The sequence below is a fragment of the Pseudarthrobacter sp. O4 genome, from assembly GCF_050157025.1.
Taxonomy (GTDB): Bacteria; Actinomycetota; Actinomycetes; order Actinomycetales; family Micrococcaceae; genus Arthrobacter.
In genome coordinates this window covers 3,997,182-4,023,592 of the sequence record NZ_CP189591.1, presented here as the reverse complement: position 1 = coordinate 4,023,592, position 26,411 = coordinate 3,997,182, and the positions used below count along the sequence as shown (strand labels likewise).

At 66.6% G+C, this 26,411-nt stretch carries 23 protein-coding genes, 1 tRNA gene and 1 pseudogene; 8 read left to right on the top strand and 17 right to left on the bottom strand.

The window, feature by feature from the left end; genetic code table 11:
- Positions 1 to 7: 7 nt before the first annotated feature.
- The 3 genes from ACQCSU_RS18610 to ACQCSU_RS18600 form a co-directional block, all read right to left on the bottom strand.
- Complete coding sequence (locus ACQCSU_RS18610) at positions 8 to 1,171, bottom strand: acyl-CoA dehydrogenase family protein (protein WP_426976712.1); 1,164 nt, start codon at positions 1,169 to 1,171, stop codon at positions 8 to 10.
- Between the two features lie 100 nt (positions 1,172 to 1,271).
- Entirely contained in the window at positions 1,272 to 3,500 is a 2,229-nt protein-coding gene (locus tag ACQCSU_RS18605) for a biotin carboxylase N-terminal domain-containing protein (protein ID WP_426976711.1), read from the bottom strand.
- A gap of 7 nt (positions 3,501 to 3,507) precedes the next feature.
- The gene (locus ACQCSU_RS18600; RefSeq protein ID WP_426976710.1) at positions 3,508 to 5,115 is read right to left on the bottom strand and encodes a carboxyl transferase domain-containing protein; all 1,608 of its coding nucleotides are present in this window, start codon (positions 5,113 to 5,115) and stop codon (positions 3,508 to 3,510) included.
- A 189-nt stretch (positions 5,116 to 5,304) separates the two neighbouring features.
- Here ACQCSU_RS18600 and ACQCSU_RS18595 point away from each other — a divergent pair, with 189 nt between their 5' ends.
- Entirely contained in the window at positions 5,305 to 5,961 is a 657-nt protein-coding gene (locus ACQCSU_RS18595) for a TetR/AcrR family transcriptional regulator (RefSeq protein WP_426976709.1), read from the top strand.
- A gap of 214 nt (positions 5,962 to 6,175) precedes the next feature.
- On the opposite strand, the gene ACQCSU_RS18590 is transcribed toward ACQCSU_RS18595, so the two are convergent.
- From ACQCSU_RS18590 to pdhA, 3 genes are read right to left on the bottom strand one after another with little or no spacing between them, the layout of a single operon-like run.
- Positions 6,176 to 7,579, bottom strand: coding sequence for a dihydrolipoamide acetyltransferase family protein (locus ACQCSU_RS18590; protein ID WP_426976708.1), 1,404 nt, complete (start codon positions 7,577 to 7,579; stop codon positions 6,176 to 6,178).
- Complete coding sequence (locus ACQCSU_RS18585; RefSeq protein WP_426976707.1) at positions 7,576 to 8,586, bottom strand: alpha-ketoacid dehydrogenase subunit beta; 1,011 nt, start codon at positions 8,584 to 8,586, stop codon at positions 7,576 to 7,578. The genes ACQCSU_RS18590 and ACQCSU_RS18585 overlap by 4 nt, the downstream gene beginning before the upstream one ends.
- Entirely contained in the window at positions 8,586 to 9,764 is a 1,179-nt protein-coding gene (pdhA, locus tag ACQCSU_RS18580; RefSeq protein WP_426976706.1) for a pyruvate dehydrogenase (acetyl-transferring) E1 component subunit alpha, read from the bottom strand. The genes ACQCSU_RS18585 and pdhA overlap by 1 nt, the downstream gene beginning before the upstream one ends.
- A 196-nt stretch (positions 9,765 to 9,960) precedes the next feature.
- Here pdhA and ACQCSU_RS18575 point away from each other — a divergent pair, with 196 nt between their 5' ends.
- Positions 9,961 to 10,434 carry an Lrp/AsnC family transcriptional regulator gene (locus tag ACQCSU_RS18575; RefSeq protein WP_426976705.1) on the top strand — a complete coding sequence of 158 codons (474 nt, stop codon included), beginning with the start codon at positions 9,961 to 9,963 and terminating at the stop codon, positions 10,432 to 10,434.
- 145 nt (positions 10,435 to 10,579) lie between these two features.
- On the top strand, positions 10,580 to 11,083 hold the full coding sequence (locus ACQCSU_RS18570; RefSeq protein ID WP_426976704.1) for a hypothetical protein: 504 nt from the start codon (positions 10,580 to 10,582) through the stop codon (positions 11,081 to 11,083).
- A gap of 126 nt (positions 11,084 to 11,209) precedes the next feature.
- Here the strand turns inward: ACQCSU_RS18570 and ACQCSU_RS18565 are convergent, their stop codons facing one another.
- Together ACQCSU_RS18565 and ACQCSU_RS18560 are read right to left on the bottom strand one after the other, a co-directional pair.
- Positions 11,210 to 12,826, bottom strand: a complete 1,617-nt coding sequence (locus tag ACQCSU_RS18565; RefSeq protein WP_426976703.1) for a solute symporter family protein — start codon at positions 12,824 to 12,826, stop codon at positions 11,210 to 11,212.
- Positions 12,823 to 13,203, bottom strand: a complete 381-nt coding sequence (locus ACQCSU_RS18560; RefSeq protein WP_426976702.1) for a DUF485 domain-containing protein — start codon at positions 13,201 to 13,203, stop codon at positions 12,823 to 12,825. The genes ACQCSU_RS18565 and ACQCSU_RS18560 overlap by 4 nt, the downstream gene beginning before the upstream one ends.
- A gap of 207 nt (positions 13,204 to 13,410) precedes the next feature.
- On the opposite strand from ACQCSU_RS18560, the gene ACQCSU_RS18555 reads away from it, so the two are divergent.
- From ACQCSU_RS18555 to ACQCSU_RS18540, 4 genes and pseudogenes are all read left to right on the top strand, one after another.
- The gene (locus ACQCSU_RS18555) at positions 13,411 to 14,628 is read left to right on the top strand and encodes a sensor histidine kinase (RefSeq protein ID WP_426976701.1); all 1,218 of its coding nucleotides are present in this window, start codon (positions 13,411 to 13,413) and stop codon (positions 14,626 to 14,628) included.
- 48 nt (positions 14,629 to 14,676) lie between these two features.
- Positions 14,677 to 15,396 (top strand): LytR/AlgR family response regulator transcription factor, encoded by a 720-nt coding sequence (locus ACQCSU_RS18550; RefSeq protein ID WP_426976700.1) that lies wholly within the window; start codon positions 14,677 to 14,679, stop codon positions 15,394 to 15,396.
- Positions 15,393 to 15,781, top strand: a pseudogene (locus tag ACQCSU_RS18545) (hypothetical protein). Before ACQCSU_RS18550 ends, ACQCSU_RS18545 begins: the two are co-directional and overlap by 4 nt.
- Positions 15,782 to 15,788: 7 nt before the next feature.
- Positions 15,789 to 17,255: a cation acetate symporter gene (locus ACQCSU_RS18540; protein ID WP_426976699.1), complete on the top strand. Its 1,467-nt coding sequence runs from the start codon at positions 15,789 to 15,791 to the stop codon at positions 17,253 to 17,255.
- A 9-nt stretch (positions 17,256 to 17,264) separates the two neighbouring features.
- Here the strand turns inward: ACQCSU_RS18540 and ACQCSU_RS18535 are convergent, their stop codons facing one another.
- The 6 genes from ACQCSU_RS18535 to rpsB form a co-directional block, all read right to left on the bottom strand.
- Entirely contained in the window at positions 17,265 to 17,891 is a 627-nt protein-coding gene (locus ACQCSU_RS18535) for a DivIVA domain-containing protein (protein WP_426976698.1), read from the bottom strand.
- A 43-nt stretch (positions 17,892 to 17,934) separates the two neighbouring features.
- Positions 17,935 to 18,855: a phosphatidate cytidylyltransferase gene (locus ACQCSU_RS18530; protein ID WP_426976697.1), complete on the bottom strand. Its 921-nt coding sequence runs from the start codon at positions 18,853 to 18,855 to the stop codon at positions 17,935 to 17,937.
- Positions 18,855 to 19,412 carry a ribosome recycling factor gene (frr, locus tag ACQCSU_RS18525; RefSeq protein ID WP_426976696.1) on the bottom strand — a complete coding sequence of 186 codons (558 nt, stop codon included), beginning with the start codon at positions 19,410 to 19,412 and terminating at the stop codon, positions 18,855 to 18,857. Before frr ends, ACQCSU_RS18530 begins: the two co-directional genes overlap by 1 nt.
- A gap of 129 nt (positions 19,413 to 19,541) precedes the next feature.
- Positions 19,542 to 20,279, bottom strand: coding sequence for a UMP kinase (gene pyrH / locus ACQCSU_RS18520; protein WP_426976695.1), 738 nt, complete (start codon positions 20,277 to 20,279; stop codon positions 19,542 to 19,544).
- Positions 20,280 to 20,526: 247 nt separating this feature from the next.
- Positions 20,527 to 21,363: a translation elongation factor Ts gene (gene tsf, locus ACQCSU_RS18515; RefSeq protein ID WP_426976694.1), complete on the bottom strand. Its 837-nt coding sequence runs from the start codon at positions 21,361 to 21,363 to the stop codon at positions 20,527 to 20,529.
- 171 nt (positions 21,364 to 21,534) lie between these two features.
- On the bottom strand, positions 21,535 to 22,476 hold the full coding sequence (gene rpsB / locus ACQCSU_RS18510) for a 30S ribosomal protein S2 (protein WP_426976693.1): 942 nt from the start codon (positions 22,474 to 22,476) through the stop codon (positions 21,535 to 21,537).
- Between the two features lie 509 nt (positions 22,477 to 22,985).
- On the opposite strand from rpsB, the gene ACQCSU_RS18505 reads away from it, so the two are divergent.
- Positions 22,986 to 23,510, top strand: a complete 525-nt coding sequence (locus ACQCSU_RS18505; RefSeq protein ID WP_426976692.1) for a M23 family metallopeptidase — start codon at positions 22,986 to 22,988, stop codon at positions 23,508 to 23,510.
- A gap of 78 nt (positions 23,511 to 23,588) precedes the next feature.
- Here the strand turns inward: ACQCSU_RS18505 and ACQCSU_RS18500 are convergent, their stop codons facing one another.
- The 3 genes from ACQCSU_RS18500 to ACQCSU_RS18490 all read right to left on the bottom strand — a co-directional run bounded on the left by ACQCSU_RS18500 (position 23,589) and on the right by ACQCSU_RS18490 (position 26,406).
- Positions 23,589 to 24,779 carry an acyl-CoA dehydrogenase family protein gene (locus ACQCSU_RS18500; RefSeq protein ID WP_426976691.1) on the bottom strand — a complete coding sequence of 397 codons (1,191 nt, stop codon included), beginning with the start codon at positions 24,777 to 24,779 and terminating at the stop codon, positions 23,589 to 23,591.
- Between the two features lie 262 nt (positions 24,780 to 25,041).
- A tRNA-Ile gene (locus tag ACQCSU_RS18495) sits at positions 25,042 to 25,115 on the bottom strand.
- Positions 25,116 to 25,215: 100 nt separating this feature from the next.
- Complete coding sequence (locus ACQCSU_RS18490; RefSeq protein WP_426979848.1) at positions 25,216 to 26,406, bottom strand: glycosyltransferase; 1,191 nt, start codon at positions 26,404 to 26,406, stop codon at positions 25,216 to 25,218.
- Positions 26,407 to 26,411: the final 5 nt, after the last annotated feature.

The window sequence follows — 26,411 nt, the reverse complement described above, 5'->3', positions numbered from 1 at the left end:
GGGCCGGTTAGAGCCCGAGTTCGCGGGCGATCAGCATCAGCTGGACCTCCGTGGTGCCCTCGCCGACTTCAAGGATCTTGGAGTCGCGGTAGTGGCGCGCCACGGTGAATTCGTTGATGAAGCCATAGCCGCCGAACACCTGGGTGGCGTCCCGCGCGTTGTCCATGGCTGCCTCGCCTGCGACCATCTTAGCGATGGCGGCCTGGGTCTTGAACGGCTTGCCGGCGAGCATCCGGGCGGCAGCGTCGTAGTAGGCCAGCCGGGCCGTGTGGGCGCGTGCTTCCATGCGGGCGATCTTGAACGCGATGGCCTGGTATTTGCCGATGTTCTGCCCGAATGCGCTGCGTTCCTTGGCGTATTTCACCGACTGGTCCACGCAGCCCTGGGCCGCACCGACGGCGAGGGCGGCGATGGCGATGCGGCCCTCGTCGAGGATGGAGAGGAAGTTGGCGTAGCCGCGGCCCCGGGTGCCCAGCAGGTTGGCTTCCGGGACATGGACATTGTTGAGCGTCAGCGGGTGGGTGTCCGAGGCGTTCCAGCCGACCTTGTTGTAGGCCTTCTCCGCCTTGAAGCCGGGGGTGTTGGTGGGCACCAGGATGGTGGAGATCTCCTTCTTGATGCTGCCGTCCGGACGCTCCTCCTGGCCGGTCACCGCGGTGACGGTGACGAGCCTGGTGATGTCGGTGCCGGAGTTGGTGATGAACTCCTTGTTTCCATTGATGACCCACTCCCCACCTTCAACCCGAGCGGTGGTCTTGGTGCCGCCGGCGTCGGAGCCGGCTTCCGGCTCGGTCAGGCCGAAGCCTGCGAGCGCCTTGCCGGAGGCCAGCAGCGGCAGCCATTCCTGCTTCTGGGCGTCGTTACCGAAGCGGTGGATGGGCATGGCGCCGAGCGAGACGCCGGCCTCGAGGGTGATGGCGACGGACTGGTCCACGCGGCCCAGCTGTTCGAGCGCGAGCGCCAGGGCGAAGTAGTCCCCGCCCATGCCGCCGAACTCCTCCGGGAAGGGCAGGCCGAACAGGCCCATGTCTGCCATCTGGGACACCACCTCGTAGGGGAAGCTGTGCTCCTCGTCGTGCTTGGCGGAGACCGGGGCCACCACGTCGTCCGCGAATTCGCGGACGGTGTTACTGAGGTCCTGGTACTCCTCGCTGAGTTCAAAATCTGCCATGGGGGTGACTCCTTCGTCTGTACTGATTGCCTGTACCGCTTTGTCTGTGGTCTGGTGCTGAAAGCCTGGCTCTGTTGCCGAGCCTGTTGTGGGGCGACTGTTACTCCGCCGCGCCCATGGCGATGACGGCTTCCTCGATCGTGTCCTCGGCCTTGGACGGCTCCGGCGCGTGAACGGGAGCGTGGATGGTGGCCAGGACCTGGTCCGCCTTGACCAGGTCGCCGGACGTGATGCTGACGTGCACTGTCCCGTCCAGCGGCGCCACCAGCTGGTGTTCCATCTTCATGGCCTCCACCGAGAGCAGCACCTGCCCGGCTTCCACGGTGTCGCCGTTGCTCACGGACACGGACACCACAGTGCCGGGCATCGGCGAGCGCACCTCCGGGTCTGCGGCGCCCTCGTCGCGTTCGATCGCGGCCAGCATCCGGGCCAGCCTCGCCTCGCGGCTCAGCGGCTCCAGCCGGCAGGACCAGCCTTCGTTGCCCAGATAGACGAACTGCGGATTGCCTTCCGGCGGGTAGTCCTCCCGTGGGTAGTCCCGCCAGGACGCCACCTGCGCGAACCGCAGTTCCTCGCCGTCGATCTCCAGATAAACATCGTCACTCGACAGCCCGATGACCACCACGAGATGATCCGGTCCGCCGTTGACCCGCACCCGGGCGCGCCCGAGATCCGTGTTGCTCAGCCAGGTGACTGCCACGGTGGCGATCCCGCCGCCCGGAACGCCGAAGCTCATCCTCCACGGCGCGGGCGCGCCCAGCCGCCAGCCGGTGGTGGTGTCCCAGGGCGATCCCACCGCTGGCGGCGCCTCGGCCAGGACCCAGAATGGCATGGCCGCGGCGATCAGTTCGGCATCGCCGGCCCGGCGGAAGGTGAAGTCCGGCATTTTGCGCTCGATCAGGCCGGTGTCGAGCCGGCCGGCGCGGACGTCGCCGTCGTTGATCAGCAGGCGCAGGTATTCGACGTTGGTGTCTATGCCCAGCGCCGTGTACCGGGCGAGGGCTGTATCGAGTTTGTCCAGCGCAGCGGTGCGGTCGCTCCCCCAGGCAATTACTTTGGAGACCATGGGGTCGTAGTCGCTGGAGATTTCGAGTCCCTCCAGCAGCGAGGAATCGATCCGGATGGCCGGATCGGCCGACGCCGGGGTCAAGGAGTCAAGATCGTCCATTGCTGTGAAGATCGTGCCCCGCTCATCCAGGAGCACCACCTCGCCGCCGGACGGCAGAAAGTTCCGTTCCGGGATCTCGGCGTAGACGCGCGCCTCCACCGAGTGGCCGTTGAGCACGACGTCGTCCTGCGCCACGGTGAGCACCTCGCCGGCGGCGATCCGGACCTGCCATTCGACGAGGTCGATGCCGGTGACCATCTCGGTGACGGGGTGCTCGACCTGCAGCCGGGTGTTCATTTCCATGAAGAAGAACTCGTCCGGGGCGTTGTCCGAGACCAGGAATTCCACGGTGCCGGCGCCGGAGTAGTTGACGCTGCGCGCGGCGTTGCAGGCGGCCTCGCCGAGACGGGCGCGGGTGGCGCCGCCGTCGTTCATGGCCTCAATGAGCGGCGACGGCGCTTCCTCGATGACCTTCTGGTGGCGGCGCTGCAGCGAGCATTCGCGCTCCCCCAGGTGGATGACGTTGCCGTGGTTGTCCGCGAGGACCTGCACCTCGATGTGCCGCGGCGTGAGCACCAGCCGCTCCAGGAACAGGGTGTCGTCACCGAAGGCACTTGCCGCGACCCGGCGGGCCGTGGCCAGGGTGGCCTCCAGCTCCTCGGGGCGTTCCACAATGTGCATCCCCTTGCCGCCGCCGCCGGCGGAGGGCTTGATCAGCAGCGGGAAGCCGACGCCGGCAGCGGCCTCGATCAGCTGCGCATCCGTCATCCCGGGTTCGGCGATGCCCGGAACCACGGGAACCCCGTAGCCCGCGACGTGATTCTTGGAGCGGATCTTGTCCCCCATGACATTGAGGGATTCCACGCCGGGACCGATGAAGGTGATGCCGGCCTTTTCCAGGGCGCGGGCAAAGTCGACGTTCTCGCTCAGGAAACCGTAGCCCGGGTGGACGGCCTCGGCACCGGTGTCGCGGCAGGCCTGGATGATGGCCTCGATCTTGAGGTAGCTCTCGGCGGCGGCAGCCGGGCCGATCCGCACCCCGAGGTCGGCTTCGCGCACGTGCCGGGCGCCGGCGTCGGCGTCGGAATAGACGGCAACCGAACGGATGCCCAGGGCACGCAGGGTCCGGATCACGCGGCAGGCGATCTCGCCGCGGTTCGCCACGAGGACGGTTCCGAAGAGGGGCTTCGGGGAGTTTGTAGTCGGCGAAGAAATAGTCACTGCTGGCTCACATCCGGAAAAGGCCGAAGGAGGTCTCCGGCAGCGGGGTGCGGGAGACGACGTCGAGCGCCAGTCCCAGGACGGTGCGGGTGTCCGCGGGGTCGATCACGCCGTCGTCCCAGAGGCGGGCGGTGGAATAGTAGGGGCTGCCCTGGTCCTCGTACTGGGCCTTGATCGGGGCCTTGAAGGCTTCCTCGTCCTCGGCGGACCATTCCTCCCCGCGCGCCTCGTACTGGTCCCGCTTCACGGTGGCGAGCACGCTCGAGGCCTGGTTGCCGCCCATCACCGAGATCCGGCTGGCCGGCCACATCCACAGGAAGCGCGGCGAATAGGCCCGCCCGCACATGGAGTAGTTGCCGGCGCCGAAGGAGCCGCCGATCACCACCGTGAGCTTGGGGACCCGTGCGGTGGCGACGGCGGTGACCATCTTGGCGCCGTTCTTGGCGATGCCGCCCTGCTCGTAGTCCTTGCCCACCATGAAGCCGGAGAGGTTCTGCAGGAAGATCAGCGGGATGCCGCGCTGGTCGCACAGTTCGATGAAGTGGGCGCCTTTGAGCGAGGACTCGCTGAAGAGCACCCCGTTGTTGGCCACGATGCCGACAGGGTGGCCGTGCAGCTTCGCGAAACCGGTGACCAGGGTGGTGCCGTAGTTCTTCTTGAACTCGTGGAAGCGGCTGCCGTCCACGAGCCGGGCGATCACCTCGCGCACGTCGTACTGCGCGTTGACGTCCGTGGGAACGGCACCGTAGAGCTCTTCCGGATCCGCCAGGGGTTCGACGGCGGTGTCCACGTCCCAGACGGGGACTGCCGGCCGGGGCAGCGTGGAGACGATATCCCGGACGATCTGGAGGGCATGCCCATCGTTCTCGGCCAGGTGGTCCGTGACGCCGGAGATCTTGGAGTGGACGTCCCCGCCGCCGAGTTCCTCGGCCGTGACGATCTCGCCGATGGCGGCCTTCACCAACGGCGGCCCGCCCAGGAAGATGGTGCCCTGGTTGCGGACAATCACGGTCTCGTCGCTCATCGCGGGAACGTAGGCGCCGCCGGCGGTGCAGGAACCCATCACCGAGGCGATCTGCGGGATCCTGGCGGCGGACATCTTGGCCTGGTTGAAGAAGATCCGGCCGAAGTGCTCCTTGTCCGGGAAGACCTCGTCCTGCTTGGGCAGGAAGGCTCCGCCGGAGTCCACGAGGTAGATGCAGGGCAGCCGGTTCTCCAGCGCGATTTCCTGGGCCCGGAGGTGCTTCTTCACGGTCATGGGATAGTAGGTGCCGCCCTTGACGGTGGCGTCGTTGGAGATGACCAGGACCTGGCGGCCGTGCACGAGGCCTATCCCGGCGATTACACCGGCGCCGGGTGAATCGTCGTTGTACATGCCGTTGGCCGCGAGCGGTGCGATTTCCAGGAAGGGGCTGCCGTCATCGAGCAGCTGGTCGATGCGTTCGCGCGGGAGGAGCTTGCCGCGGGCCACATGGCGCTCCCGGGACTTTTCCGGGCCGCCCAGCGCGGCGGTGGCGAGCCGTTCCTTCAGCTCACGGGCCAGCCCCAGCTGGGCTTCCCGGTTCGCGGCGTAGACGGCGCTCGCGGCGTCGACCTGGCTGGCGATTGTCTCCATTGACTGCTTCCGTTCTCGACCTTCATGCTGGGGCTGCATGCTGGGGGCCTTCATTGCGCCCGTTCCAGCCACTTCGGTTAGTACCGCATAACTGAGATTTAGGTTAGTCTCTATTAACTGTGATGTCCAACACGGGGCCGCGCAAATAAGCCGCACGGCCACGCGGAATGTGAAACGAGGGATGTGCCGGTGACCGAACCCAGCCAGACTATCCAGGCCCCTTCAACCCAGCCTCCAGCAACCCAGCGCAGCCAGGCCAAGGAGAACCGCCGGCAGGCGCTGCTCTCCGCGGCCGCCGCGCTGTTCGCCGTCGACGGCTTCAACCGCGTCTCGCTGGAGGACCTCGGCGCCGCGGCGGGAGTCAGCGGGCCGGCGGTATACCGGCACTTCGCCGGCAAGCAGGCCGTTCTCGGGGCCCTGCTCCTGAGCGTCAGCCAGGAGCTGCTCGACGGCGGCCGGCGGGTGGTGGCCGAATCCGACGGCGACGCGGTGGCGCTGACCCGGCTGGTGGAGTTCCACGTGGACTTCGCACTCAGCAATCCCGACGTCATCCGGGTGCAGGACCAGGACTTCAGCAACCTGGCCGACGACGACCAGGCCGAGGTCCGCACGCTCCAGCGCAACTACGTGGAGCTCTGGGTTGAGGTCCTGGCCAGGCTGCACGCCGATACCGAAGCCGCCGAGCTGCGGATGCGCGCCCACGCCACCTTCGGCCTGATCAACTCCACACCACACTCGGTGCGCAGCCACGGGCGCCGGATCGCGGTGAAGCGTGCCCGTCCGCTGCTCGAAAGCATGGCGCTGGCCGCCCTCATGGCCCCGGCCGCGCCCGAACCCCTCGGCTAAGCAACTCCCCCACCGCGCACCCAGCTACGCCAGGACTCCAGGACTCCAGGACTCCGTCCGGGGGCACTTTGGCGCGGACACGCCGTGAACCGTGGCGCCGCCGTCGAACATTGCACTCAAAGTGCCCCCGCACCGAACACCTCTCCACGAAATACGGCTGCCGGCCGCTCCCCTGGAAGGGAACAGCCGGCAGCCTGGTAAGGCCGGTGACCGGTTAGACCATGGCGAGCGCCATGCCCGGGTCCGCCAGGATGGCGCCGAGGTCCTGCAGGAACCGCGAGCCCTGCTCGCCGTCCACCAGCCGGTGGTCAAACGAGAGGCTCAGCGTCATGACCTGGCGCAGTGCGACCTCGTCCTGGTACTCCCACGGCATCTTGCGGACCGCGCCGAGAGCGAGGATGGCGGCCTCGCCCGGGTTGAGGATGGGTGTGCCCGCATCGATGCCGAAGACACCGATGTTCGTAATGGAGATGGTGCCGCCGGAGAGCTCGGCCGGGGAGGTCTTGCCTGCCCGCGCCGTGTCCGTCAGCGCCGCCAAGGCCGTGGAGAGCTCCAGCAGGGACATCCGGTCCGCATCCTTGATGTTCGGCACGGTCAGGCCGCGGGGAGTCGCCGCCGCGATGCCCAGGTTCACGTAGTTGTACTGGACGATCTCCTGCTTGGCTTCATCCCAGCGGGTGTTGAGCGTCGGGTGGTTCCGCAGCGCGATGAGCACGGCCTTGGACACGATGGTCAAAGGTGTGAGCTTGTAGCCGGCGAACGCGCGGCTGGCCTTAAGCCTGGCCAGCAGTTCCATGGTGGGCGTGACGTCGACGGTCAGGAACTCCGTGACGTGCGGCGCGGTGAAGGCGCTGGACACCATCGCGGCGGCCGTGAACTTGCGGACGCCCTTGATCGGAGTGCGCGTTTCCCGCTCACCCTGCCCCTGGCCGGCGCCAAGGCCTGCAGCTTGGGTTCCCGCCAGCTCCTGGGACACCGCGGCAAGGTCCCCTCCGCCGACGAAGTTCAGGACATCGTCCCGGATGATGAGCCCGTGCTCCCCGGTGCCGGTGACGGCTTCGAGGTCGACGCCGAGGTCCTTGGCGAGTTTCCGGACCGGCGGCGTGGACCGCGGACGTTCGGCAGGCGCGGCCACCACCGGAGCGGTTTCAGCTACCGGAGCCGTTTCAACTACCAGTGCGGTTTTAACAGCTTCGGCAACTGTGACAGGCGCGACGACCGAAGCAGCCGGGGCCGCGAAGCTGCGGGCGCGGCGGGCCGGGCGGCCGGAGTCCTCGAGGACCGCGCCGTAGCCGACGAGATTCGGCTCACGCTTGGCGGCCGCCTCACCGGCGTCAGAGTCAACCGAGCCGGCCCCGCCGTCGTCGCCCTCAATCTCGAACGAGACGATCGGCTTGCCCACCTCCACCACGGTGCCCGGCTGTTCGTGCAGGGCGGTGATCACGCCGGCGTACGGCGAGGGAAGCTCGACGACGGCCTTGGCCGTCTCCACCTCCGCGATGATCTGGTTGAGCGCGACGGTGTCCCCTACCGCGACCTTCCAGGCGACGATTTCCGATTCAGTGAGACCCTCACCGAGGTCCGGGAGCCTGAATTCCTTGATCATGGTGGCGGTCATCCTTCCAGCCCGCTGAGGGAGTTGGGGCGGCCCAGGGCACGGTCGACGCCGTCGAGGATCCGGTCAAGGCTCGGCAGGTGGTGCATTTCAAGCTTTGAGTAGGGGTAGGGGACGTCGAAGCCGGTGACCCGGACCGGGGCCGCTTCGAGGTGAAAGAAGCAGCGTTCGGTGATGCTGGCGGCCACTTCGGCGCCGAGGCCGCCGGACTGGCCGGCTTCGTGGGTGATAACGAGCCGGCCGGTCTTGCGGACCGAGGCTTCCAGCGTTGCGAAGTCCAGCGGGGCCAGCGAGCGGAGGTCGATGACCTCGACCGAAACCCCCTCGTCGGCGGCGGCGAGCGCGGCGTCACGGGCGGTCTTGACGAGCGGGCCGTAGGCCACAAGGGTCACGTCCTTGCCCTCGGTGACGACCCTGGCCTTCTCCATGGACAGGGCGGCGCTGAGGTCAAGGGACTCGTCCACCTCACCCTTGTCGTGGTAGCGGCGCTTCGGTTCGAAGTAGAGGACCGGGTCGTCCGAGGCGATGGCCTGCTGGATCATGGTGTAGGCGTCCTGCGGGTTGGAGACGCTGACCACGCGCAGGCCGGAGGTGTGGGTGAAGTAGGCCTCGGGCGATTCGGAGTGGTGCTCCGGGGAACCGATGCCGCCGCCAAAGGGTACGCGGATGGTGATGGGCATCTTGACGGCGCCCTGGGTGCGGTAGTGCATCTTGGCGACCTGGCTGACGATCTGGTCGAAGGCCGGGTAGATGAAGCCGTCGAACTGGATCTCCACCACCGGGCGGTAGCCGCGGTACGCGAGTCCGACGGCGGTGCCCATGATGCCCGACTCGGCGAGCGGCGTGTCAACGACGCGGTGCGTGCCGAAGTCCTTTTGCAGGCCGTCCGTCACACGGAAGACGCCGCCGAGGGCGCCGATGTCCTCCCCCATCAGGATCACCTTGGGATCATTTTCGAGGGACTTGCGCAGGCCCGAATTGATGGCTCGGGCAAAGGTCATCTGCGTCATCAGCTTGCACCTTCTTCAGAAGCGGCTTCTGCGGGATCGCCGAAGGAAGCCAGGTAACGGGAGTAGTGGTCCTGCTGGCGGTCCAGCGAGGAATTGGGCGTGCTGTAGACATGCTTGAAGATGTCCATTGGCTGCGGCTCGGGCATGTTGATGGTGCCGGCCCGCAGCGCCTTGGCCACGGCGTCCGCCTTGGTGGCGACGGCGGCTTCAAAATCTTCGCTCAGCAGGCCCTTGCGGTCGAGCAGGGACTTCAGCCGCGCGATCGGATCCTTGGCGGCCCAGTCCTCCAGCTCGTTGGCATCCCGGTAGCGGGTGGGATCATCCGCCGTCGTGTGCGGGCCCATCCGGTAGGTGACGGCCTCGATGAAGGTGGGTCCGCCGCCGCGCCGTGCGCGGTCGATGGCGATACGGGTCGCGGCCATCACGGCCAGGACGTCGTTGCCGTCCACCCGCATGCTGGGGATGCCGAAGCCGGAGGCGCGGTCCGCGAGCTGGATGTGGGACTGGATCCGGACGGGTTCCGAGATGGCCCAGTGGTTGTTCTGGCAGAAGAACACGACCGGCGCCTGGAAGCTCGCGGCGAAGACCAAGGCCTCGCTGACGTCGCCTTCGCTCGTGGCACCGTCGCCGAAGTACGCCACGGCGACCGAGTCGGCACCATCGTTCTGGATGCCCATGGCATAGCCGGTGGCATGCAGCGTCTGCGAGCCGATGATGATCTGCTGCGTGGCCACGTTCACCGTGTAGGGGTTCCAGCCGGCCAAAGCGTTGCCACGCCAGGCGCGCACGAGGTCCTCCGCGTGTACCCCGCGGCAGTAGGCGACGCCGTTGTCGCGGTAGCTGGGGAAGACGAAGTCGTCGTCGCGGAGGGCCCGGGCCGAGCCGATCTGGGCAGCTTCCTGGCCCAGCAGCGGCGGCCAGAGGGCAAGCTCGCCCTGGCGCTGCAGGGCGGTGGCCTCAGCGTCGATCCGGCGGATCACCACCATGTCTTCGTAGAGCGCGCCGAGCTGCTCGTCACTGACATCCTGAACCCAGGGGTCGAACTCGGGATGGCTTACACGTTCACCCCCCGGAGTGATGAGCTGGACGAGATCCCCGCCCGTGCGCCGGTTTGATTCTGCACTGTTGCCCGGGCCTCCGGCGGCAATGCCGCCCTTGCCCGCGTCGTCGGTAAACACAGTTGTCCGCAACCTTCTGACGTCGTCTGACCGGTGCTCGCAGGACTCGTGATCCCGCTGCGCGCCAGCCGCCCGGGCGCCGTTGCCCCGGATAATTGTGACCCTACTCACAATGCTCATCGGGTACAACCACCCGCAAAAATATTGAGCATTATGCCCTGTCTGGAGTGGGCCGACCGTGCTAATCTTGCGCATTATGCAAACCTTGGATGGCACCGACACACGCCTGCTTTCGGCCATGGCCAGCGACCCCCGGCGCACCGTCGTCGCCCTGGCCCAGAAGCTCGGCCTGTCCCGGAATACCGTGCAGGCGCGGATGGCCCAGCTGGAGAAAAAACACGTGTTCCTCTCCTTCGAGCGGCGCATCAATCCGGCCTCGCTGGGGTATCCGCTGATGGCCTTTATTTCCGTGCACGTCCAGCAGCAAAAACTGGGCCAGTTGGCCGTTGAGCTCGCCGGCATCCCGGAAATTCTGGAGGGCTTCGGCCTGACCGGCTCGGCGGACCTCCTGTTGCGGGTTGTGGCGCTCGACGCCGAGGATCTGTTCCGGATAAACGGCAAGATCCTGGCCTGCGACGGAGTAGACCGGACCGATACCGCACTGGCCATGGGTGAGCTGATTCCGTTCCGGATCCAGCCGCTGCTGGAACGCGGTTCCGCGGAAGGCTGAGCAAACGACGACGTGGCACCGCCGCTTTGAAGTGCCCGGCTCTGGGCGTGGCTATAGGCTGGGTCGCATCGACTCCCAAGGGTTCCGGAACGCGGCCCCTGCGACCCAGGCAGTGGATTTGCGGACCGCCAGAAAGGCATGACTCTTGAGCACTCCTCAGGATCCCCACCACCCGGCACCGCGGGAGCCCGCACAGGAGCCGCCCGCCCAGCCTCCGAAGAGGAGCCGGAAGGGGCTGTGGATCGTGCTGGGAATTGTCGGCGGGGTACTGCTGCTCGTGGCGATCGGCGTCGGGGTTTTGCTGAGCGTCGTCGGCGGGGCAACGAACAAAGCCAAGGGACTCGCGGATGACTTCAACAAATTGATCATTGCCGGGGACACCGGCACGGCGTACGACATGTACCTGGATCCGGCCCTCATGGACAAGCTCTCCAAGGAGGACTTTGCCGCCGGCGTCCAGGGCCTGGAGCTGGACGGTTCCTGCAAGCCGAACTACACGGATCTGTTGGTCAGCTCCGACAACGGCATCAACGGGGCCGACGTCGCAGGCTCCCTCGACTGCGACGGCAAGAGGGTCGAACTGAACTACCGCTTCCAGGGCAGGGACGAGCTCAAGATGGTCAATATCCGGCTCAGGCCCGCGGCCTGAGACAGGAACAAACTACAGGAGCCCCCGTGGGTCGCACGGGGGCTCCTGTAGTTTCGGCCAACGGACGCGACGGCGTCCACACGGCCCCTGGTTGGTGGCTACTGGTTGGCGGCTAGTGGTTGGTGGCTAGTGGTTGGTGGCCTTTTCGGCGCCCACACCTGTGAGGGAGCGGACTTCCATTTCGGCCTGCTTGGTGGTGTCTTCCAGCTTCTTGTCCAGCACTGTACCGAGCCAGCCCAGGAAGAACGCGAGCGGGATGGAGACAATGCCGGGGTTGCTGAGCGGGAAGATCGCGAAGTTGGCGCCCGGGATCATGGACGTCTTCATACCCGAGACCACCGGGGAGAGCGCGATCAGGATGATGGCCGAACCAAGGCCACCGTACATGCTCCAGATGGCACCCTGGGTGGTGAAACGGCGCCAGAACAGCGAGTACACGATGGTGGGCAGGTTCGCCGAGGCGGCCACGGCGAAGGCGAGCGCCACGAGGAACGCGATGTTCTGTCCGTTGGCGAAGATGCCGCCGATGATGGCGAGCAGGCCGATCACCACTACGGTGCGGCGCGCCACCTTGACCTCGGTGTCGGCGTCGGCCTTGCCCTTGGCGATCACGCTGGCGTAGATGTCGTGGGCGAAGGATGCCGCCGCGGTGATGGTCAGGCCCGCGACAACCGCCAGGATGGTGGCGAAGGCAACGGCCGAGATGAAGCCGAGCAGCAGCGGTCCGCCCAGGTGGAAGGCCAGCAGCGGTGCCGCGGAGTTGACCCCGCCCGGGGCACCCTTGATGGTGTCAGCGCCCACCAGCGCGGCCGCGCCGTAGCCCAGGACGAGGGTGAACAGGTAGAAGATGCCGATCAGCCAGATGGACCACACCACGGACTTGCGGGCTTCCTTGGCGGTCGGAACCGTGTAGAAGCGCATCAGCACGTGCGGCAGGGCCGCGGTGCCGAGCACAAGGGCCAGGCCCAGGGACATGAAGTCCAGCTTGGACGTCTCGGACTTGCCGTACTGCAGGCCCGGGTTGAGGATGTTCGGGTTCTTCGAGGTTTCCACCGCCCCGCCGAGCAGGTCGGAAAGGTTGAAGCCGTAGATCGCGAGGACCCAGAAGGTCATGACGGCGGCGCCCGCAATCAGGAGCATCGCCTTGATGATCTGCACCCACGTGGTGCCCTTCATGCCGCCGATCAGTACGTACATGATCATCAGGGCGCCGACGACGACGATCACCAGGGCCTGACCGCCCCAGTCGCTGATGCCCAGGAGCAGGGAGATCAGGCTGCCGGCTCCCGCCATCTGGGCCAGAAGGTAGAAGAAGCAGACCGCGAGGGTGGAGATGGCAGCCGCGATGCGCACGGGGCGCTGCTTGAGCCGGAAGGAGAGCACATCCGCCATGGTGAACTTGCCCGTGTTGCGGAGCAGTTCGGCGACGAGCAGCAGGGCGACGAGCCAGGCCACAAGGAAGCCGATGGAGTACATGAAGCCGTCGTACCCGTTGACGGCGATCGCGCCGGTGATCCCGAGGAAGGACGCCGCCGAGAGGTAATCGCCGGCGATGGCCGTGCCGTTCTGCGGCCCCGTGAAGGAACGCCCGGCCGCGTAGTAATCCGCCGCCGTCTTGTTGCTGCGGCTGGCCCTGAGCACAATCACCATCGTGATGGCGACGAAGAGGGCGAAGATGCCCATGTTCAGCAGGGTGGTGTCCTTGAGGTCCGAAACGTTAACTGTGGGAACCATGAATGTCATTTTGTTGCCCCGCCAATTTGATTGCCGTGCTTGTCGAACTCGTGGCCTTCGATTTCGTGGCGGATCTCGGCGGCGATGGGGTCAAGCTTCCGGTTCGAGTAGCTGACATACCAGCCGGTGATGGCGAATGTGGACACGAACTGCAGCAGGCCCAGGATCAGGCCGATATTGATGTTGCCCCAGACCTTGGTGGACATGAAGCCGACCGCGTAGTCGGCCAACACGACGTAGGCGAAGTACCAGAGCAGGAATGCAATGGCCATGGGAAAGACAAAGCTGCGGTGACGTTTGCGTAGTTGCTGGAACCGCTCCGTCGACTGGACTTCCTTGAAGTCCACGGCCGCCGCTGCGTCCGCTTCTTGGGCGTGGTGACCCATCGTTCCTCCTCATTGAGACTGGCTAGTCGACACCGGCTGCGTTAGCCTGATGGAAACAGTCCCCCGGGCCGATGTGACTACAATCACTGTGCATCGTGATGTGCACTACAGTCCATAGTCGCCGTGCCGGCGTCGCTCAACGGTCCTGATGCTGCGCTCAACGGCGGCCGCGCAACGCCCCGGCGGTGCCCGCGATACGCTGGCAGCATGCCGGACTCTCCGCTGTTTACCGCCGCCGCCATCGCCGTGATCGCGATGGCGATCGCCGTCGTCGTCGCCGTCGGCCTCAAGGTCCTCCGCTCGTTCCGGGAGCTGGGCACCGACGCGGAACAGGCTACGTACAAGACCCTGCACGCCGCTTCCCTGGCCGGCCAGCACCTGCGGACCGGACTCAATCCCGCCGGCGCGGCCAAGGCCAGCCGGCAGTTGCGCAGCCTGCTGGGAAGCGACGCGCTGGCGATTACCGACACGACGGGCGTCCTCGCGTGGGACGGCGCCGGCGAGGAACTCAAGCCCGCTTTGATGGGGCTCGCGGCCCGCGTGTTCGACGGCGGCCACACGGCCGTGATCCCGGCCGGCGAGCTGCAGCTGCTTGCCGGCGGCACCGCACCCGGGACGCTCACCCCGGAGGTGGAACGCGCCGTCGTGATCGCCCCGATCAAGGCCGGCACGCGGGTGGTGGGCGTCGTGGCGGCCTTCGCCCCGTCGGCCGGCGCGGGACTGGTGCGCGCCACGAGCGAGGTGGCCGACTGGGTGGCCACCCAGGTGGAACTGGCTGAGCTCGATGCCTCCCGTACGCTGCTGATGGAGGCCGAGGTCCGGGCGCTCCGTGCCCAGATCAGCCCCCACTTCATTTACAACTCGTTGAACGCGATCGCGTCCTTCATCAACACGGACCCGGTGCGGGCGCGCGAACTCGTGGTGGAATTCGCCGACTTCACCCGGTATTCCTTCCGCCGGCACGGCGATTTCACCACCCTGGCCGAGGAGCTGCGCTGCATCGACCGCTACCTGCTCCTGGAACGCGCCCGCTTCGGCGACCGGGTGCAGGTCAGCCTGCGGATCGCGCCCGAAGTGCTCAGCACCGTGATCCCGTTCCTGAGCCTGCAACCGCTCGTGGAGAACGCGGTCCGGCACGGGCTCGAAGCCAAGGAGGGGCCGGGGCACATCTCGATCACGGCCAATGACTCCGGCGCCTTTGCCGAGGTGACCATCGAGGACGACGGGGTGGGCATGGATCCCGATCAGCTGCGCTCCGTGCTCGCCGGGCACACCGATGGCGACCACGTCGGGCTCCGCAACGTCGACACCAGGCTGCGGCAGGTCTACGGCGAAGACAACGGGCTCGTGATCGAAACGGCTCCCGGGGAGGGCACCCTGATCACCATGCGGGTGCCCAAGTCGCAGCCCCGTCACGACGCCTGATCGTTGGCCTGATACAGGTCAAAATGCCTCTGGCAGTAGTCTTGAACCATGATTAACGTCCTCGTCGCCGACGACGAGTTCCCCGCCGTCGAGGAACTGGCTTTCCTGCTCCGCAAAGATGACCGGATCGGCACGATCTACCGTGCCTCCTCCGGCGCCGAGGCCCTCCGTGCGCTCGAAGCCGAGGAGGTCGACGCCGTCTTCCTCGACATCCATATGCCGGCCCTGTCCGGGCTGGACATCGCCCGCGTCATCTCCCGCAGCTCCCACCCGCCGGCCGTTGTGTTCGTGACGGCCGACGAGGACCGCGCGCTGGAAGCGTTCGAGCTGGCTGCCGTGGACTACCTGCTGAAGCCCGTGCGGGCGGAACGGCTCGCAAAGTCCATCGGCCGGATCAGCGAGCTGCTCAAGGACGGCGCCCCAGCGCCGGAGATGATCACCGTGGACCTCGGCGGCCACACCAAGATGATCCGGCGCGAGGACGTCACCTACGTCCAGGCGCAGGGCGACTACGCCAGGCTCCACACCGCCGACGCGAGTTACCTCATCCGGGTCCCGCTGGCCGACCTTGAGCAGCAATGGGCCGACGCCGGATTCATCCGCACCCACCGCTCCTACCTAATCGCACTGAACCACGTCAGCCATATGAAGCTTGCGGCGGCGCGCCCCAGCGTCACCGTGGCCGGGGCCGAGCTTCCCATCAGCCGCCGGCACCTGCCGTCCGTACGGGAGAAGCTGCAGTCGACCCGGATCCGGCCGCAGGCATGACACGCGTCCGCGTGACCGCACCGCGCAGCGTGACACCGGGCAGCATGGCACTTCGAGGTACGGCGCTGCCCGCCGCCCGGTCAGCCACTGATGCCCGTGAAGCGGCGGAGGAATCCGACGCCGGACAGGTCTTCGTCCGCTCGCTGATCCGCTCCCAGCTGCGGCTCGGACTCGTGGTGGCAGGCGGCTTCCTGCTGATCCTGCTCGCGTTCCCGCTCATGTTGGGGCTGGTTCCCGGGCTGGCGGACTCGACGATTGCCTTCCCTTCGACTGGGTCCTGCTGGGCGCCGGTATCTATCCCGTGATCGGGCTCAGTGCGTGGCTCTATGTGCGGACGGCGGCACGGAACGAGGCCCGCTACCGGGACCTGGCCGGGGACAAGTGAGGCGCCGGTGAACCCGGTCGTCGGCGTCGCGGCCTTCGCCGCAGTCTCGCTGGCCACGGCTGTCATCGGTTTCTACGGGCTCCGGATCTCACGCACCACCGGAGACTTCTACGTGGCGTCGCGCACCGTGCGGCCGTGGTGGAACGCCTCGGCGATCGGCGGGGAGTACCTCTCCGCCGCCAGTTTCCTCGGCGTCGCGGGGCTGATCCTGCTCTCCGGCACCGACGCCCTGTGGTTCCCCGTGGGCTACACCGCCGGTTACCTGATGTTGCTGCTCTTCGTGGCCGCTCCCCTGCGGCGTTCCGGCGCGTACACCATCCCCGATTTCACCGAAGCCCGGCTCGACTCGCGGGCGGTCCGCCGTGTCACCAGCGTGGTGGTGGTGCTGGTCGGCTGGCTCTACATCGTCCCGCAGCTCCACGGCGCCGCGCTGACGATCCGGATCACCACCGGCCTGCCGGCGTGGGTGGGGCCGGTGGCGGTGGTCGCCGTCGTCTCCGTCAGCGTGGTGGCGGGCGGGATGCGTTCGATCACCTTCGTCCAGGCCTTCCAGTACTGGCTGAAGCTGACGGCGCTGGCCGTGCCGGTCCTCTTCATCCTGTTCGCGCTGGCCGGTACCGGCGCCCCCGCGGTGGCCGAGGCCGGGGTGAATCCCACCGCCGCCGCTCCGGCCAGCCCGTACCAGAACGTCTCCCTGCTGGTGGCGCTGCTGTTCGGCACCCTGGGGCTGCCGCATGTGCTGGTGCGGTTCTACACCAACCCGGACGGCCAGTCCGCCCGGCGGACCACGCTGATTGTGCTGGGCCTGCTTTCGGTCTTCTACCTTTTCCCTACGGCCTACGGCCTGATCGGGCGCCTCTTCACGCCTGGGCTGGCGCAGAGCGGCCAGGCCGACGCGCTGGTGTTGCTGCTGCCGGGCCGGTTGATCGGTGGGAGCGCCGGGGATCTGCTGTCCGCCCTCGTGGTGGCCGGCGCGTTCGCCGCGTTCCTCTCCACCACGTCCGGACTGGTGGTCTCGCTGGCGGGCGTGATCAGCCAGGACGTGCTCGGCGGCAGTGTGCGGGGCTTCCGGCTCGCGGCGGTCATCTCGGCAATCGTGCCGCTGGGGATCGCGTCCATGACGGACTCCCTGGGGCTGGCCGGCAGCGTGGGGCTGGTGTTTGCCTTCACGGCGTCAACGATCTGCCCGGTGCTGCTGCTGGGCATCTGGTGGCGCGGGCTGACGGACGCGGGGGCGATCGCCGGCATGGTGACCGGCGGGCTGCTCTGCGGCGGAGCCATGGTGGCCGGCTCCGTGCTGGGGGGTGCCGGCACGCCGTCGTGGCTTGCACAGCCCGCCGCCTGGACGGTCCCGGCAGCCTTCGCCGTCGTGGTCCTGGTGTCCCGGGCAACCAGACACCGCGTGCCGCGGTCGATCACCCGGTTGATGACCAGGCTGCACACACCCGAACGGCCGCTGGCCACCGAACGCTGACGGCGACCGTCAGTCGATGGCGGCCATCAGTTCAACGGCGCGGTCCAGGAAGGCATCCACCTGGCTTTCCTCATAGCCTTCGCGGCCCACAGCCGGCCGGAACACGGCGCGCCTGACGTTGTCCACGCTCAGCGGCCTGTCCTCTTCCAGGTAGCCGATCAGCTCGTGGCACAGGTCGTCCACGTCCGTGGTGTTGTAGCTCCGGACCTTGGCTTTGGCCGGGCGTCGGAAGCGCTGGCCGTCGGGACGGTGGAGCCGTCCGCGGAGCAGGCCGGCCAGCCGGCCGATGTCGCGGAGCCAGGCTTCCTCGCCGCGTTCCCCGATCAGTTCATCGCGTTCCCGCAGCGCAAGCGCATCCTCGAGCCGGTCCAGGGCGGCGTCGACGCCGGCCGCCGCGTAGCCGCCCTTGACGGGGTCGAAGGTGACGGCCCGGACGTCGGCGCTTTTGACCGGACGGCCCGCGGCATTCGGGGCCTCAAAAGACACCCGTGCGCGCTGCAGGAACTGGTCGACCTGCTTGGCGTTGTAGCCGTACTGGTTCCGCTGCACGCGGTCAAAGGAAGCAGGAATCTGCTGTTGAATGTCCACTGTAACTATGTTTCCTTCAATGCCGTTCGGCTGGTTTGCTGGCACCATTCTAAGGGCCGGAAGTTGGAACGAAGTTGGAACCGGGCGCGCGCTAGGTGCCGGCAACGGCGGAGAAGAGGATGAAAGCCACGGGCGAGGCGAACACGATCGAGTCCAGCCGGTCCATCACTCCCCCGTGGCCCGGCAGGATGCTGCTCATGTCCTTGATGCCCAGTTCGCGCTTCACCATGGATTCGGCCAGGTCCCCGGCTGTGGCCGCGGCGACCATGCCCACGGCCAGCACCGCGCCCACCCACCAGGGCTTGCCCAGCACGAAGACGCTGGCCAGCACGCCGATCACCATGGCACCGGCGATCGAGCCGCTGAAGCCCTCCCAGGTCTTTTTGGGGCTGATTTTCGGGGCCATCGGGTGCTTGCCCAGCGAGGCGCCCACCAGGTAGCCGAAGGTGTCGTTGGAGACCACGAGCAGCAGCAGGGTGGCGATCTGCCAGGCACCCGGGGGCACGACGCCGCCGGGCCAGAGTCCTACCGGCGTCTCGCCGCCGGAGGTATGCAGGGGCAGCACGGCAAAGCTGATCAGGAACGGCACCCAGGTCAGGGTGAAGACACCGGCGAAGATGCTCCGCGCCGAACCGGCCGCGCCCTCCAGGGAGCGCCACAGCAGCACGGCCACGCTGCTGAGCAGCATGGCGAAAAGCAGGCTTTCCAGGCCGCCGAAGTAGGCGGCGAGGGGCATGCCTACCGTGCCCGTCATCACCGGGATGACGGGCAGCCTCGTGCCCGAGGCCTCCAGCGCCCGGAAGATCTCCCAGACGCCGAAAACCGCGAAGGCGGTGGTGATGAGCACGAAGCCCAGCGGCAGGAACAGCAGTCCGCCCAGGACGAGGAAGAGCATGCCAAGGCCCACCGCAGTGGCGGCAGGAAGGTTCCTGCCGGCTTTGGGCGTCGGGTTACTGCGTTGCTTCCCCTGCCCCCGGACGTGTGGTCCGGGGGCCTGCTGTGCCTGACCCATCAGACCTCGAGCAGCTCGGCTTCCTTGCGCTTGAGCAGCTCGTCGATGCCGTCGACGTGTGCCTTGGTCATGGCGTCGAGTTCCTTTTCGCCGCGGCTGCCCTCGTCCTCGCCGGCGTCGCCGTCCTTGACGAGCTTGTCCAGCGTTTCCTTGGCCTTGCGGCGGATGTTGCGGATGGAGATCTTGGCGTCTTCGCCCTTGGACTTCACGATCTTGACGTATTCCTTGCGCCGTTCCTGCGTCAGTTCCGGGATGGTGATCCGGATGACGTTGCCGTCGTTGGACGGGTTGGCGCCCACCTCGGAGTCGCTCAGGGCACGCTCGATGTCGCGCAGCGAGGTCTTGTCGAACGGGGTGATCAGGATCGTGCGGGCATCCGGAACGGCGAAGGAGGCCAGCTGCTGCAGCGGCGTCGGCGATCCGTAGTAGTCCACGAGCACCCGGTTGTACAGGCCCGGCGTCGCCCGGCCCGTACGGATCGAGGCGAAGTCTTCCTTGGCTACCTCAACCGCCTTGTCCATCTTGTCCCCGGCTTCGAGCAAGGTTTCTTCGATCACGGTCTCTCCTCAGAAATTGGTGCCTCCCGGCGGACGGGAGTGCTGCACGGTGTTGGTTCCGTCTGTGTCTTCCGCCTGGTCATGCCCCGGTCCGGGCGCGGAACTGTCCTGAAAACATCCTAGCCGTTGCTAGGGGGTGACCACGGTGCCCAGGTCCTCGCCGAGGATGGCACGGGTGACGTTGCCTTCGCCTTCCATGCCGAAGACCACCATGGTGAGGTTGTTGTCCTTGCACATGGTCATCGCGGTCTGGTCCATGACACGGATATCGCGCCGCAGGGCATCGTCGTAGCTGAGGCGGTGGAGCTTCTCGGCCATGGGGTCCTTCTTCGGGTCCGCCGTGTAGACGCCGTCGACCCCGCTCTTGGCCATCAGGACGACGTCGGCGTGGACCTCCAAGGCCCGCTGCGCCGCCACGGTGTCCGTGGAGAAATACGGGAGTCCGGCCCCGGCGCCGAAGATCACCACGCGGCCCTTCTCCATGTGGCGGATGGCGCGGCGCGGAATGTAGGCCTCGGCGACCTGGCCCATCGTGATGGCGCTCTGCACGCGGGTCTCAACGCCGGCCTGCTCCAGGAAGTCCTGCAGCGCCAGGCAGTTCATGACGGTGCCGAGCATCCCCATGTAATCGGCGCGGGAGCGGTCCATGCCGCTCTGCGACAGTTCGGCGCCGCGGAAGAAATTTCCGCCGCCGACGACGATTGCGACCTCGACGTCGGGCACTGCGGCCGCGATCTGCTTGGCCACGCCGCGGACGGTATCGGGGTCAACGCCCAGTTTCCCGCCGCCGAAGACCTCGCCGGAAAGCTTCAACAGGACTCTGCGCCGGCTCTTCTTTGGCTGGGCTGAAGTGGTGACGGTTTCCATGGTGCCTTCCCGTTGGTGAACTCTGAAAAAAGGTTATCGTGCCGGGGGCCAAAGGCGTCATTCCACCCTGGCCGGTGCATGCCCCTGGCGGGTGCGTTCAGGGGCGTGCTTCAGGGGCGGGCCCCGGGTGCCTGCTCCGGGTGCATGCAAAAGGGGTGGCCACCGCGGTGACCACCCCCTTAGCGTGTCTGACTAGTGTCTGACAGGTGTCTGACTAGGAGCCGACAGGTGTCTGACTGGTGTCTGACTAGGAACCGACGCGGAATCGCGCGAAAGCGGCGCCCTTGACGCCGGCCTCTTCGAGGATCTGCGCGACAGACTTCTTGGCATCCTTGGCGAATGCCTGGTCGAGCAGGACCTCGCCCTTGTAGAAGCCCGTGACACGGCCCTCCACAATCTTGGTCATTGCAGCTTCGGGCTTGCCTTCAGCCTTGGCGGTTTCCTCGGCGATGCGGCGTTCGGACTCGACGAGCTCGGCCGGAACATCCTCGCGGGAGAGGTAGTTCGGGGACATCGCGGCGATGTGGACGGCGACGTCGTGGGCTGCGGTAGCAGCTGCTTCGCCTTCGCCGCCAACAGCGAACAGGACGCCGACCTGGGCCGGGAGGTCCTTGGAGGTCTTGTGCAGGTAAGCGTCGACCGTTGCACCCTCGATGCGGGAGATGCGGCGGACAACAACCTTTTCGCCCAGAACGGCGCCTTCTTCGACGACGACCTCGGACAGCGCCTTGCCGTCAACCTCGGTGGCCAGCAGGGTCTCGAGGTCGGCAGCGCCGGACTCGACTGCAACGGCCAGAACCTTGTCGGCGAGCTGGATGAACTTGTCGGCCTTCGCGACGAAGTCGGTCTCGCAGTTGACTTCGATCATCACGCCGACGCCGCCGTCGACCTTGGCAGCAACCAGGCCTTCTGCGGTGGAGCGGCCTTCGCGCTTGGTAGCGCCCTTCAGGCCCTTGATGCGGATGATTTCGATGGCCTTCTCGGCGTCGCCGTTGGCTTCGTCAAGAGCCTTCTTGACATCCATCATGCCGGCGCCGGTGCGCTCGCGCAGAGCCTTGATATCAGCGGCAGTGTAGTTCGCCATGTGAACCCCTCTGTCTAGAAATTTTGTGTGGTGTACGGACCGACAGGACGGCTGCTCACCCAGTGAGCGGCCATCCTGTCAGTACCCCCTTGCGCTGCCGAGAGCGTGTGGGGAGATCCGGTTTTACTTGTCAGACATACCTGTCAGCTGAGCTGGCAGATGCCTGGCCTGCTACTTGGTTTCGCCAGCGGCGTCGTCAGCAGCAGGGGCGGCCTCGGCAGCTGCCGGAGCTTCCTCGGCAGCAGCGGCGGGTGCTTCTTCAGCGGCCGGAGCCTCTTCAGCGGCCGGAGCGGCAGCAGCGGCCGGAGCCTCTTCAGCGGCCGGAGCGGCAGCAGCCTCTTCGGTCTTGCTGCCTTCGAGGAGCTCGCGCTCCCACTCGGCCAGCGGCTCCTCCGGAGCTTCCGTGGTGCCGGTGGCGCGCTGGTTGCGGGCGATGAGACCCTCAGCAACGGCGTCAGCAACAACGCGGGTCAGCAGGTTGACGGAGCGGATGGCGTCGTCGTTGCCCGGGATCGGGAAATCGACTTCGTCCGGATCGCAGTTGGTGTCCAGGATGGCAACAACCGGGATGTTCAGCTTCTTGGCTTCGTCGACAGCAAGGTGTTCCTTCTTGGTGTCAACGATCCACAGCGCGGAAGGCGCCTTGGTCAGGTTGCGGATACCACCGAGGTTGGTTTCCAGCTTGGTGAGTTCACGACGAAGGAGCAGCAGTTCCTTCTTGGTGTACGCGGAACCGGCGACGTCGTCGAAGTCGATCTCTTCCAGTTCCTTCATGCGCTGGATGCGCTTGGAGACGGTCTGGAAGTTGGTCAGCATGCCGCCGAGCCAACGCTGGTTGACATACGGCTGGCCGACGCGGGTGGCCTGATCGGCGATGGATTCCTGCGCCTGCTTCTTCGTGCCGACGAAGAGAACGGTGCCGCCGTGCGCAACGGTGGCCTTCACGAACTCGTAGGCACGGTCGATGTAGGACAGCGACTGCTGCAGGTCAATGATGTAGATGCCGTTGCGCTCCGTGAAGATGAATCGCTTCATCTTCGGGTTCCAACGGCGGGTCTGGTGTCCAAAGTGGACGCCGCTGTCAAGCAGCTGGCGCATAGTTACGACGGGCATGCCGGCGCTCCTTCCGGCAGGTCATTCATGAGACAGCCCTTAGGCTGTCTTACCCTGCCAATAGTTGACGGTTAATTAGCAGACACCCGGGCGGGCGCTGCTCCTGGCATCCACTGCGCTTCTTACCCGGACCTGGGGTCCGGACCGCAAGAGGCGCAGTCCTCCGCAGCGGAAGAAAAGCATCGATAGGGAGGGCTGGATACGCGTAGTCAGCCACTGCTCCCCCGCACCTCTGAATGAGACGTGCCGGCTTAGACAATCTAAATTGAACAAGCATGAGGGCACAGCAAACTGCTCCAGCAAGTGTACTACAGGGACACTGCCGGATTGGACGGTTTCCGGGTACTGCCGGGGCCTGCTCCGTGGGCTGATCCGTGGGCTGCTCCGGGTACTGCCGGGGGCTGCGCCGGGGCCTGCGCCGGGACCTGCTCCGGGGTCTGCGCCGGGGCATTTCCACATAGCCGGGGCGGGTACTTCTGTACACCCGGCGGCGTCGGCAGGCTGGGTCCATGAAGACTCGGTCTGCAGTGATCCCCGCGCTCCTCGCGGCCATATTCCTGGCGCTTGCCCCGGTTGCGACGGCCGCGTCTCCCGCACCGGCGGGGTCCGCCGCCTGGAGCTGGCCGCTGAGCCCCAGGCCTGCGGTACTGCGGGCCTTCGACCCGCCGGCCAGGCCGTGGCTGAGCGGCCACCGCGGCGTGGACCTTGAGGCGGCGTCCGACGGCGCCCCGGTCACCGCGCCCGCGTCCGGCACCGTGAGCTTTGTCGGAGTCGTGGTGGACCGGCCGGTCATCACGATAGACCACGGCAACGGCCTGCGGAGCAGTTTCGAGCCGGTGGAGAGCCAGCTGGCAGCGGGGGCCCTGGTGGCCGACGGCGGGATCCTGGGCAAGGTGTTGTCCGGCCACTGTGGACCTGTTCCCTGTGTGCACTGGGGCGTGAGGCGCGGAGAGGAGTATCTCAACCCGCTGGCCTTCGTGATGGACCTCCGGCCCTCCATCCTGCTGCCACCTCTGGATCCGGCGCCGGCGTAGGCGTCCGGGCCGGCGACCGCAAGATGAAGGCCGCTGTTCGTGATGCAGGGTCCCTGGCTACCCCAGAGGGGGCGAGCCCTAGACGATCGCGGAGATTCCCGTGATGGCACGGCCCGTGACGAGGGTGTTGATCTCGTGGGTGCCTTCGTAGGAGTAGATGGCTTCCGCGTCGGCAAAGACCTTGGCCATCTCATAGTCGGTCACGATCCCGTTGCCGCCAAGGATGCTGCGGCCCAAGGCCACACTCTCGCGCATGCGGGCCGTGGTGAAGGCCTTGGCCAGCGCCGACTGCTCATCCTTCGCTTCCCCGGCATCCTCGAGCTGGGACAGCCGAACCATCATGCCCATCGAGCTGACGGCGTTGCCGAGGATCTGGACCAACTGGTGCTGGATCAGCTGGAAGGAGGCAATCGGGCGTCCGAACTGGCTGCGCTCCACGGCGTAACGGCGCGCGACGTCGAACGCTGCGAGCTGCTGACCCACGGCCTGCCAGGCGACGGAGAGGCGCGTGACCTTCAGGACTTTGTTGGTGTCCCGGAAACTGTTGGCGTTGGCGAGCTTGAAGAAGTCCGGGACCACGACATTGTCCAGGATGATGTCGGCATTCTGCACGGTGCGCAGCGAGATCTTGTTTTCGATCTTGGTGGCGCTGTAGCCCTCGGTTTTGGTGTCGACGAGGAAGCCCTTGACCTGGTTGTCAGCAAGGTCGCGGGCGTAGACGACCACCCAGTCGGAGAACGTGGCGTTGCCGATCCAGCGCTTCTCGCCGTTGAGGATCCAGCTGTCGCCTTCACGCCTTGCGGTGGTCCGGGTGCCGCCGGCGACGTCGGAGCCACCGAGGGGTTCGGTCAGGCCGAAGGCGCCGATCTTCTTCAGCGAGTAGATGTCCGGCAGCCAGGCCTCCTGCTGCTCCTGCGAGGCGAGGGCCTCGATGGAACCGGTAAAGAGCCCGTCGTGGACTCCCATGAAGGTGGCGATGGATGTATCGGCGCGGGTGGCCTCGGCATGCATGATCCCGGCGAAGAGGTTCGAATAGCCCTGCCGCTTCACCGGGCTGACCAAGTCGATCTCGGCCAGCTTCGGGATCAGTTCCATCGGAAATTCGCCGCGGTTCCAGCAGTCGACGGCGATCGGCCTGACCTCGCGGGCCAGGAACCCCCGGACTTCGGCCAGCCGATCCTGTTCCTTGCCGCTGAGCAGCTGCTCGAAGGCGAAGAAGTCGCCATCAGCGTACGGGAGGTTGTTGACGTCGATTGCAGCCTTAGACATGGTCTTCCTTCACTTGTGATCAGCAGCGACCAAAGGACACGGGGGTGTCGCGCCGGGGTATGTTACTCATGAGTAACATACCCCAGGCCTCGGGTGTCCCACAATCGGATGGCCAGGTTCCGGTCAGAAGGGCAAGGAGCCGCCGCGGTCGGACGGGAAGAAACCGGGTGCCGTCCGGGGAAACGAAAGGAGCCGTGGCCGACGTCGAAACATCGGCCACGGCTCCCGTGGTGCGGACCCGGACGGGATTCCCGCAGAAAAGTAGGGCTACTCGGACTTGAACCGAGGACCTTAGGATTATGAGTCCCGCGCTCTAACCAGCTGAGCTATAGCCCCTTGCGCCCGGAGACCGTCCCGCCCCTGAGGGCCGGGCTGCTTCCGGGCAAAAACACTCTAACAATACTATTCACTGTTACGTGCCAGCAGAGCCTTGGGCTCAGACGACCAGGTCGTCGTAGCTGGCGCCGCGGTAGAGGTCTTCGAACGTCTGGAGCGTGCGTCCGAGGCTGTGGTTCTCCACCATCTCCCGGCTCGTCTTGCCCATGGCCGCGAGCTCGTCTGCGGGAAGCGTGAACAGCCGGATGAGCTTTGCGGCCAGGTCGTCGCTGTCATTCGGCGTGAACAGGTAGCCGTTTTCGCCGTCGCGCACCAGATGCGGCAGCGCCATCGCATCCGCAAGCAGCACCGGGGTGGACGCGGACATCGCCTCGAGAGTCACGAGGGACTGCAGCTCGGCGGTACCGGGCATGCAGAAGACGTCCGCCGCGAGGTAGGCCTCCCTCAGCTCGGCTTCGCTCGCCAGGCCGAGGAACTTGACCCGGTCCTGGAGTCCGAGCCGGACCACCCGCGCTTCGAGGGCCGGCCGGACTTCCCCGCCGCCGACGATTTCGAGGTGGATATCCAGGTCCGCGGGTGTCTTGGCGACGGCGTCGATGAGCACGTCGACATGCTTTTCCTCGGCGAGCCGGCCGACGAAGAGCGCAGTGGGGCTGGTGTGGCGTTCCAGGGTCTCGCCGGCCCGGAGCTCGTAGGCGGCGGCGTCGATCCCGTTGGAGAGCGGGAGGACCTTCCGGAGAAAGGCATGCTGGTGCATCGCCCTGGCTGCCAGCGGCGTGGGGGTGGTCACGACGTCGGCCTGGCCCATGACCTTGCCCATGTCCTTCCACGAGATGCGCCCGACAATATCCTTGAACCACTGCGGGAACGGCAGGAACGGGTTCAGGTTCTCGGGCATGAAGTGGTTGGTCGCCACGATCCGGATGCCGCGCTTGACGGCCTCATAGAGCACATGCTCGCCGATCATGTAATGGCTTTGGATGTGCACGACGTCCGGCTGGATGCGGTCGAACAGCAGGCTGATTTCCTTCTTGATTTCCCACGGGAACGTGATGCGGAAGTATTCGTGGGTGGGCACCGAGTGCGAGCGGATCCGGTGGACCGTGGCTTCATCGCTGAACTCGCTGTAGCTCGGACCCTTGCTCGGGCGGCAGGCCAGGACGTGCACGTTGTTTCCGCGGGCGGTCATGCCCTTGGCGAGGCGGTAGCCGAACATGGCGGCGCCGTTGACGTGGGGCGGGTACGTGTCCGCGGCAATCAGGATGGTCAGCGGTTTCTGGTTGTCGGACATGGTCA

What these genes read in the sequence shown, in the direction of transcription:
- ACQCSU_RS18610 (WP_426976712.1), bottom strand. Translation starts at nt 1,171, where the DNA reads ATGGCAGATTTTGAACTCAGCGAGGAGTACCAGGACCTCAGTAACACC.
- ACQCSU_RS18600 (WP_426976710.1), bottom strand. Translation starts at nt 5,115, where the DNA reads ATGGAGACAATCGCCAGCCAGGTCGACGCCGCGAGCGCCGTCTACGCC.
- ACQCSU_RS18590 (WP_426976708.1), bottom strand. Translation starts at nt 7,579, where the DNA reads ATGACCGCCACCATGATCAAGGAATTCAGGCTCCCGGACCTCGGTGAG.
- ACQCSU_RS18585 (WP_426976707.1), bottom strand. Translation starts at nt 8,586, where the DNA reads ATGACGCAGATGACCTTTGCCCGAGCCATCAATTCGGGCCTGCGCAAG.
- ACQCSU_RS18575 (WP_426976705.1), top strand. Translation starts at nt 9,961, where the DNA reads ATGCAAACCTTGGATGGCACCGACACACGCCTGCTTTCGGCCATGGCC.
- ACQCSU_RS18565 (WP_426976703.1), bottom strand. Translation starts at nt 12,826, where the DNA reads ATGACATTCATGGTTCCCACAGTTAACGTTTCGGACCTCAAGGACACC.
- ACQCSU_RS18560 (WP_426976702.1), bottom strand. Translation starts at nt 13,203, where the DNA reads ATGGGTCACCACGCCCAAGAAGCGGACGCAGCGGCGGCCGTGGACTTC.
- ACQCSU_RS18555 (WP_426976701.1), top strand. Translation starts at nt 13,411, where the DNA reads ATGCCGGACTCTCCGCTGTTTACCGCCGCCGCCATCGCCGTGATCGCG.
- ACQCSU_RS18550 (WP_426976700.1), top strand. Translation starts at nt 14,677, where the DNA reads ATGATTAACGTCCTCGTCGCCGACGACGAGTTCCCCGCCGTCGAGGAA.
- ACQCSU_RS18535 (WP_426976698.1), bottom strand. Translation starts at nt 17,891, where the DNA reads ATGGTGCCAGCAAACCAGCCGAACGGCATTGAAGGAAACATAGTTACA.
- ACQCSU_RS18530 (WP_426976697.1), bottom strand. Translation starts at nt 18,855, where the DNA reads ATGGGTCAGGCACAGCAGGCCCCCGGACCACACGTCCGGGGGCAGGGG.
- pyrH (WP_426976695.1), bottom strand. Translation starts at nt 20,279, where the DNA reads ATGGAAACCGTCACCACTTCAGCCCAGCCAAAGAAGAGCCGGCGCAGA.
- tsf (WP_426976694.1), bottom strand. Translation starts at nt 21,363, where the DNA reads ATGGCGAACTACACTGCCGCTGATATCAAGGCTCTGCGCGAGCGCACC.
- rpsB (WP_426976693.1), bottom strand. Translation starts at nt 22,476, where the DNA reads ATGCCCGTCGTAACTATGCGCCAGCTGCTTGACAGCGGCGTCCACTTT.
- ACQCSU_RS18505 (WP_426976692.1), top strand. Translation starts at nt 22,986, where the DNA reads ATGAAGACTCGGTCTGCAGTGATCCCCGCGCTCCTCGCGGCCATATTC.
- ACQCSU_RS18500 (WP_426976691.1), bottom strand. Translation starts at nt 24,779, where the DNA reads ATGTCTAAGGCTGCAATCGACGTCAACAACCTCCCGTACGCTGATGGC.
- ACQCSU_RS18490 (WP_426979848.1), bottom strand. Translation starts at nt 26,406, where the DNA reads ATGTCCGACAACCAGAAACCGCTGACCATCCTGATTGCCGCGGACACG.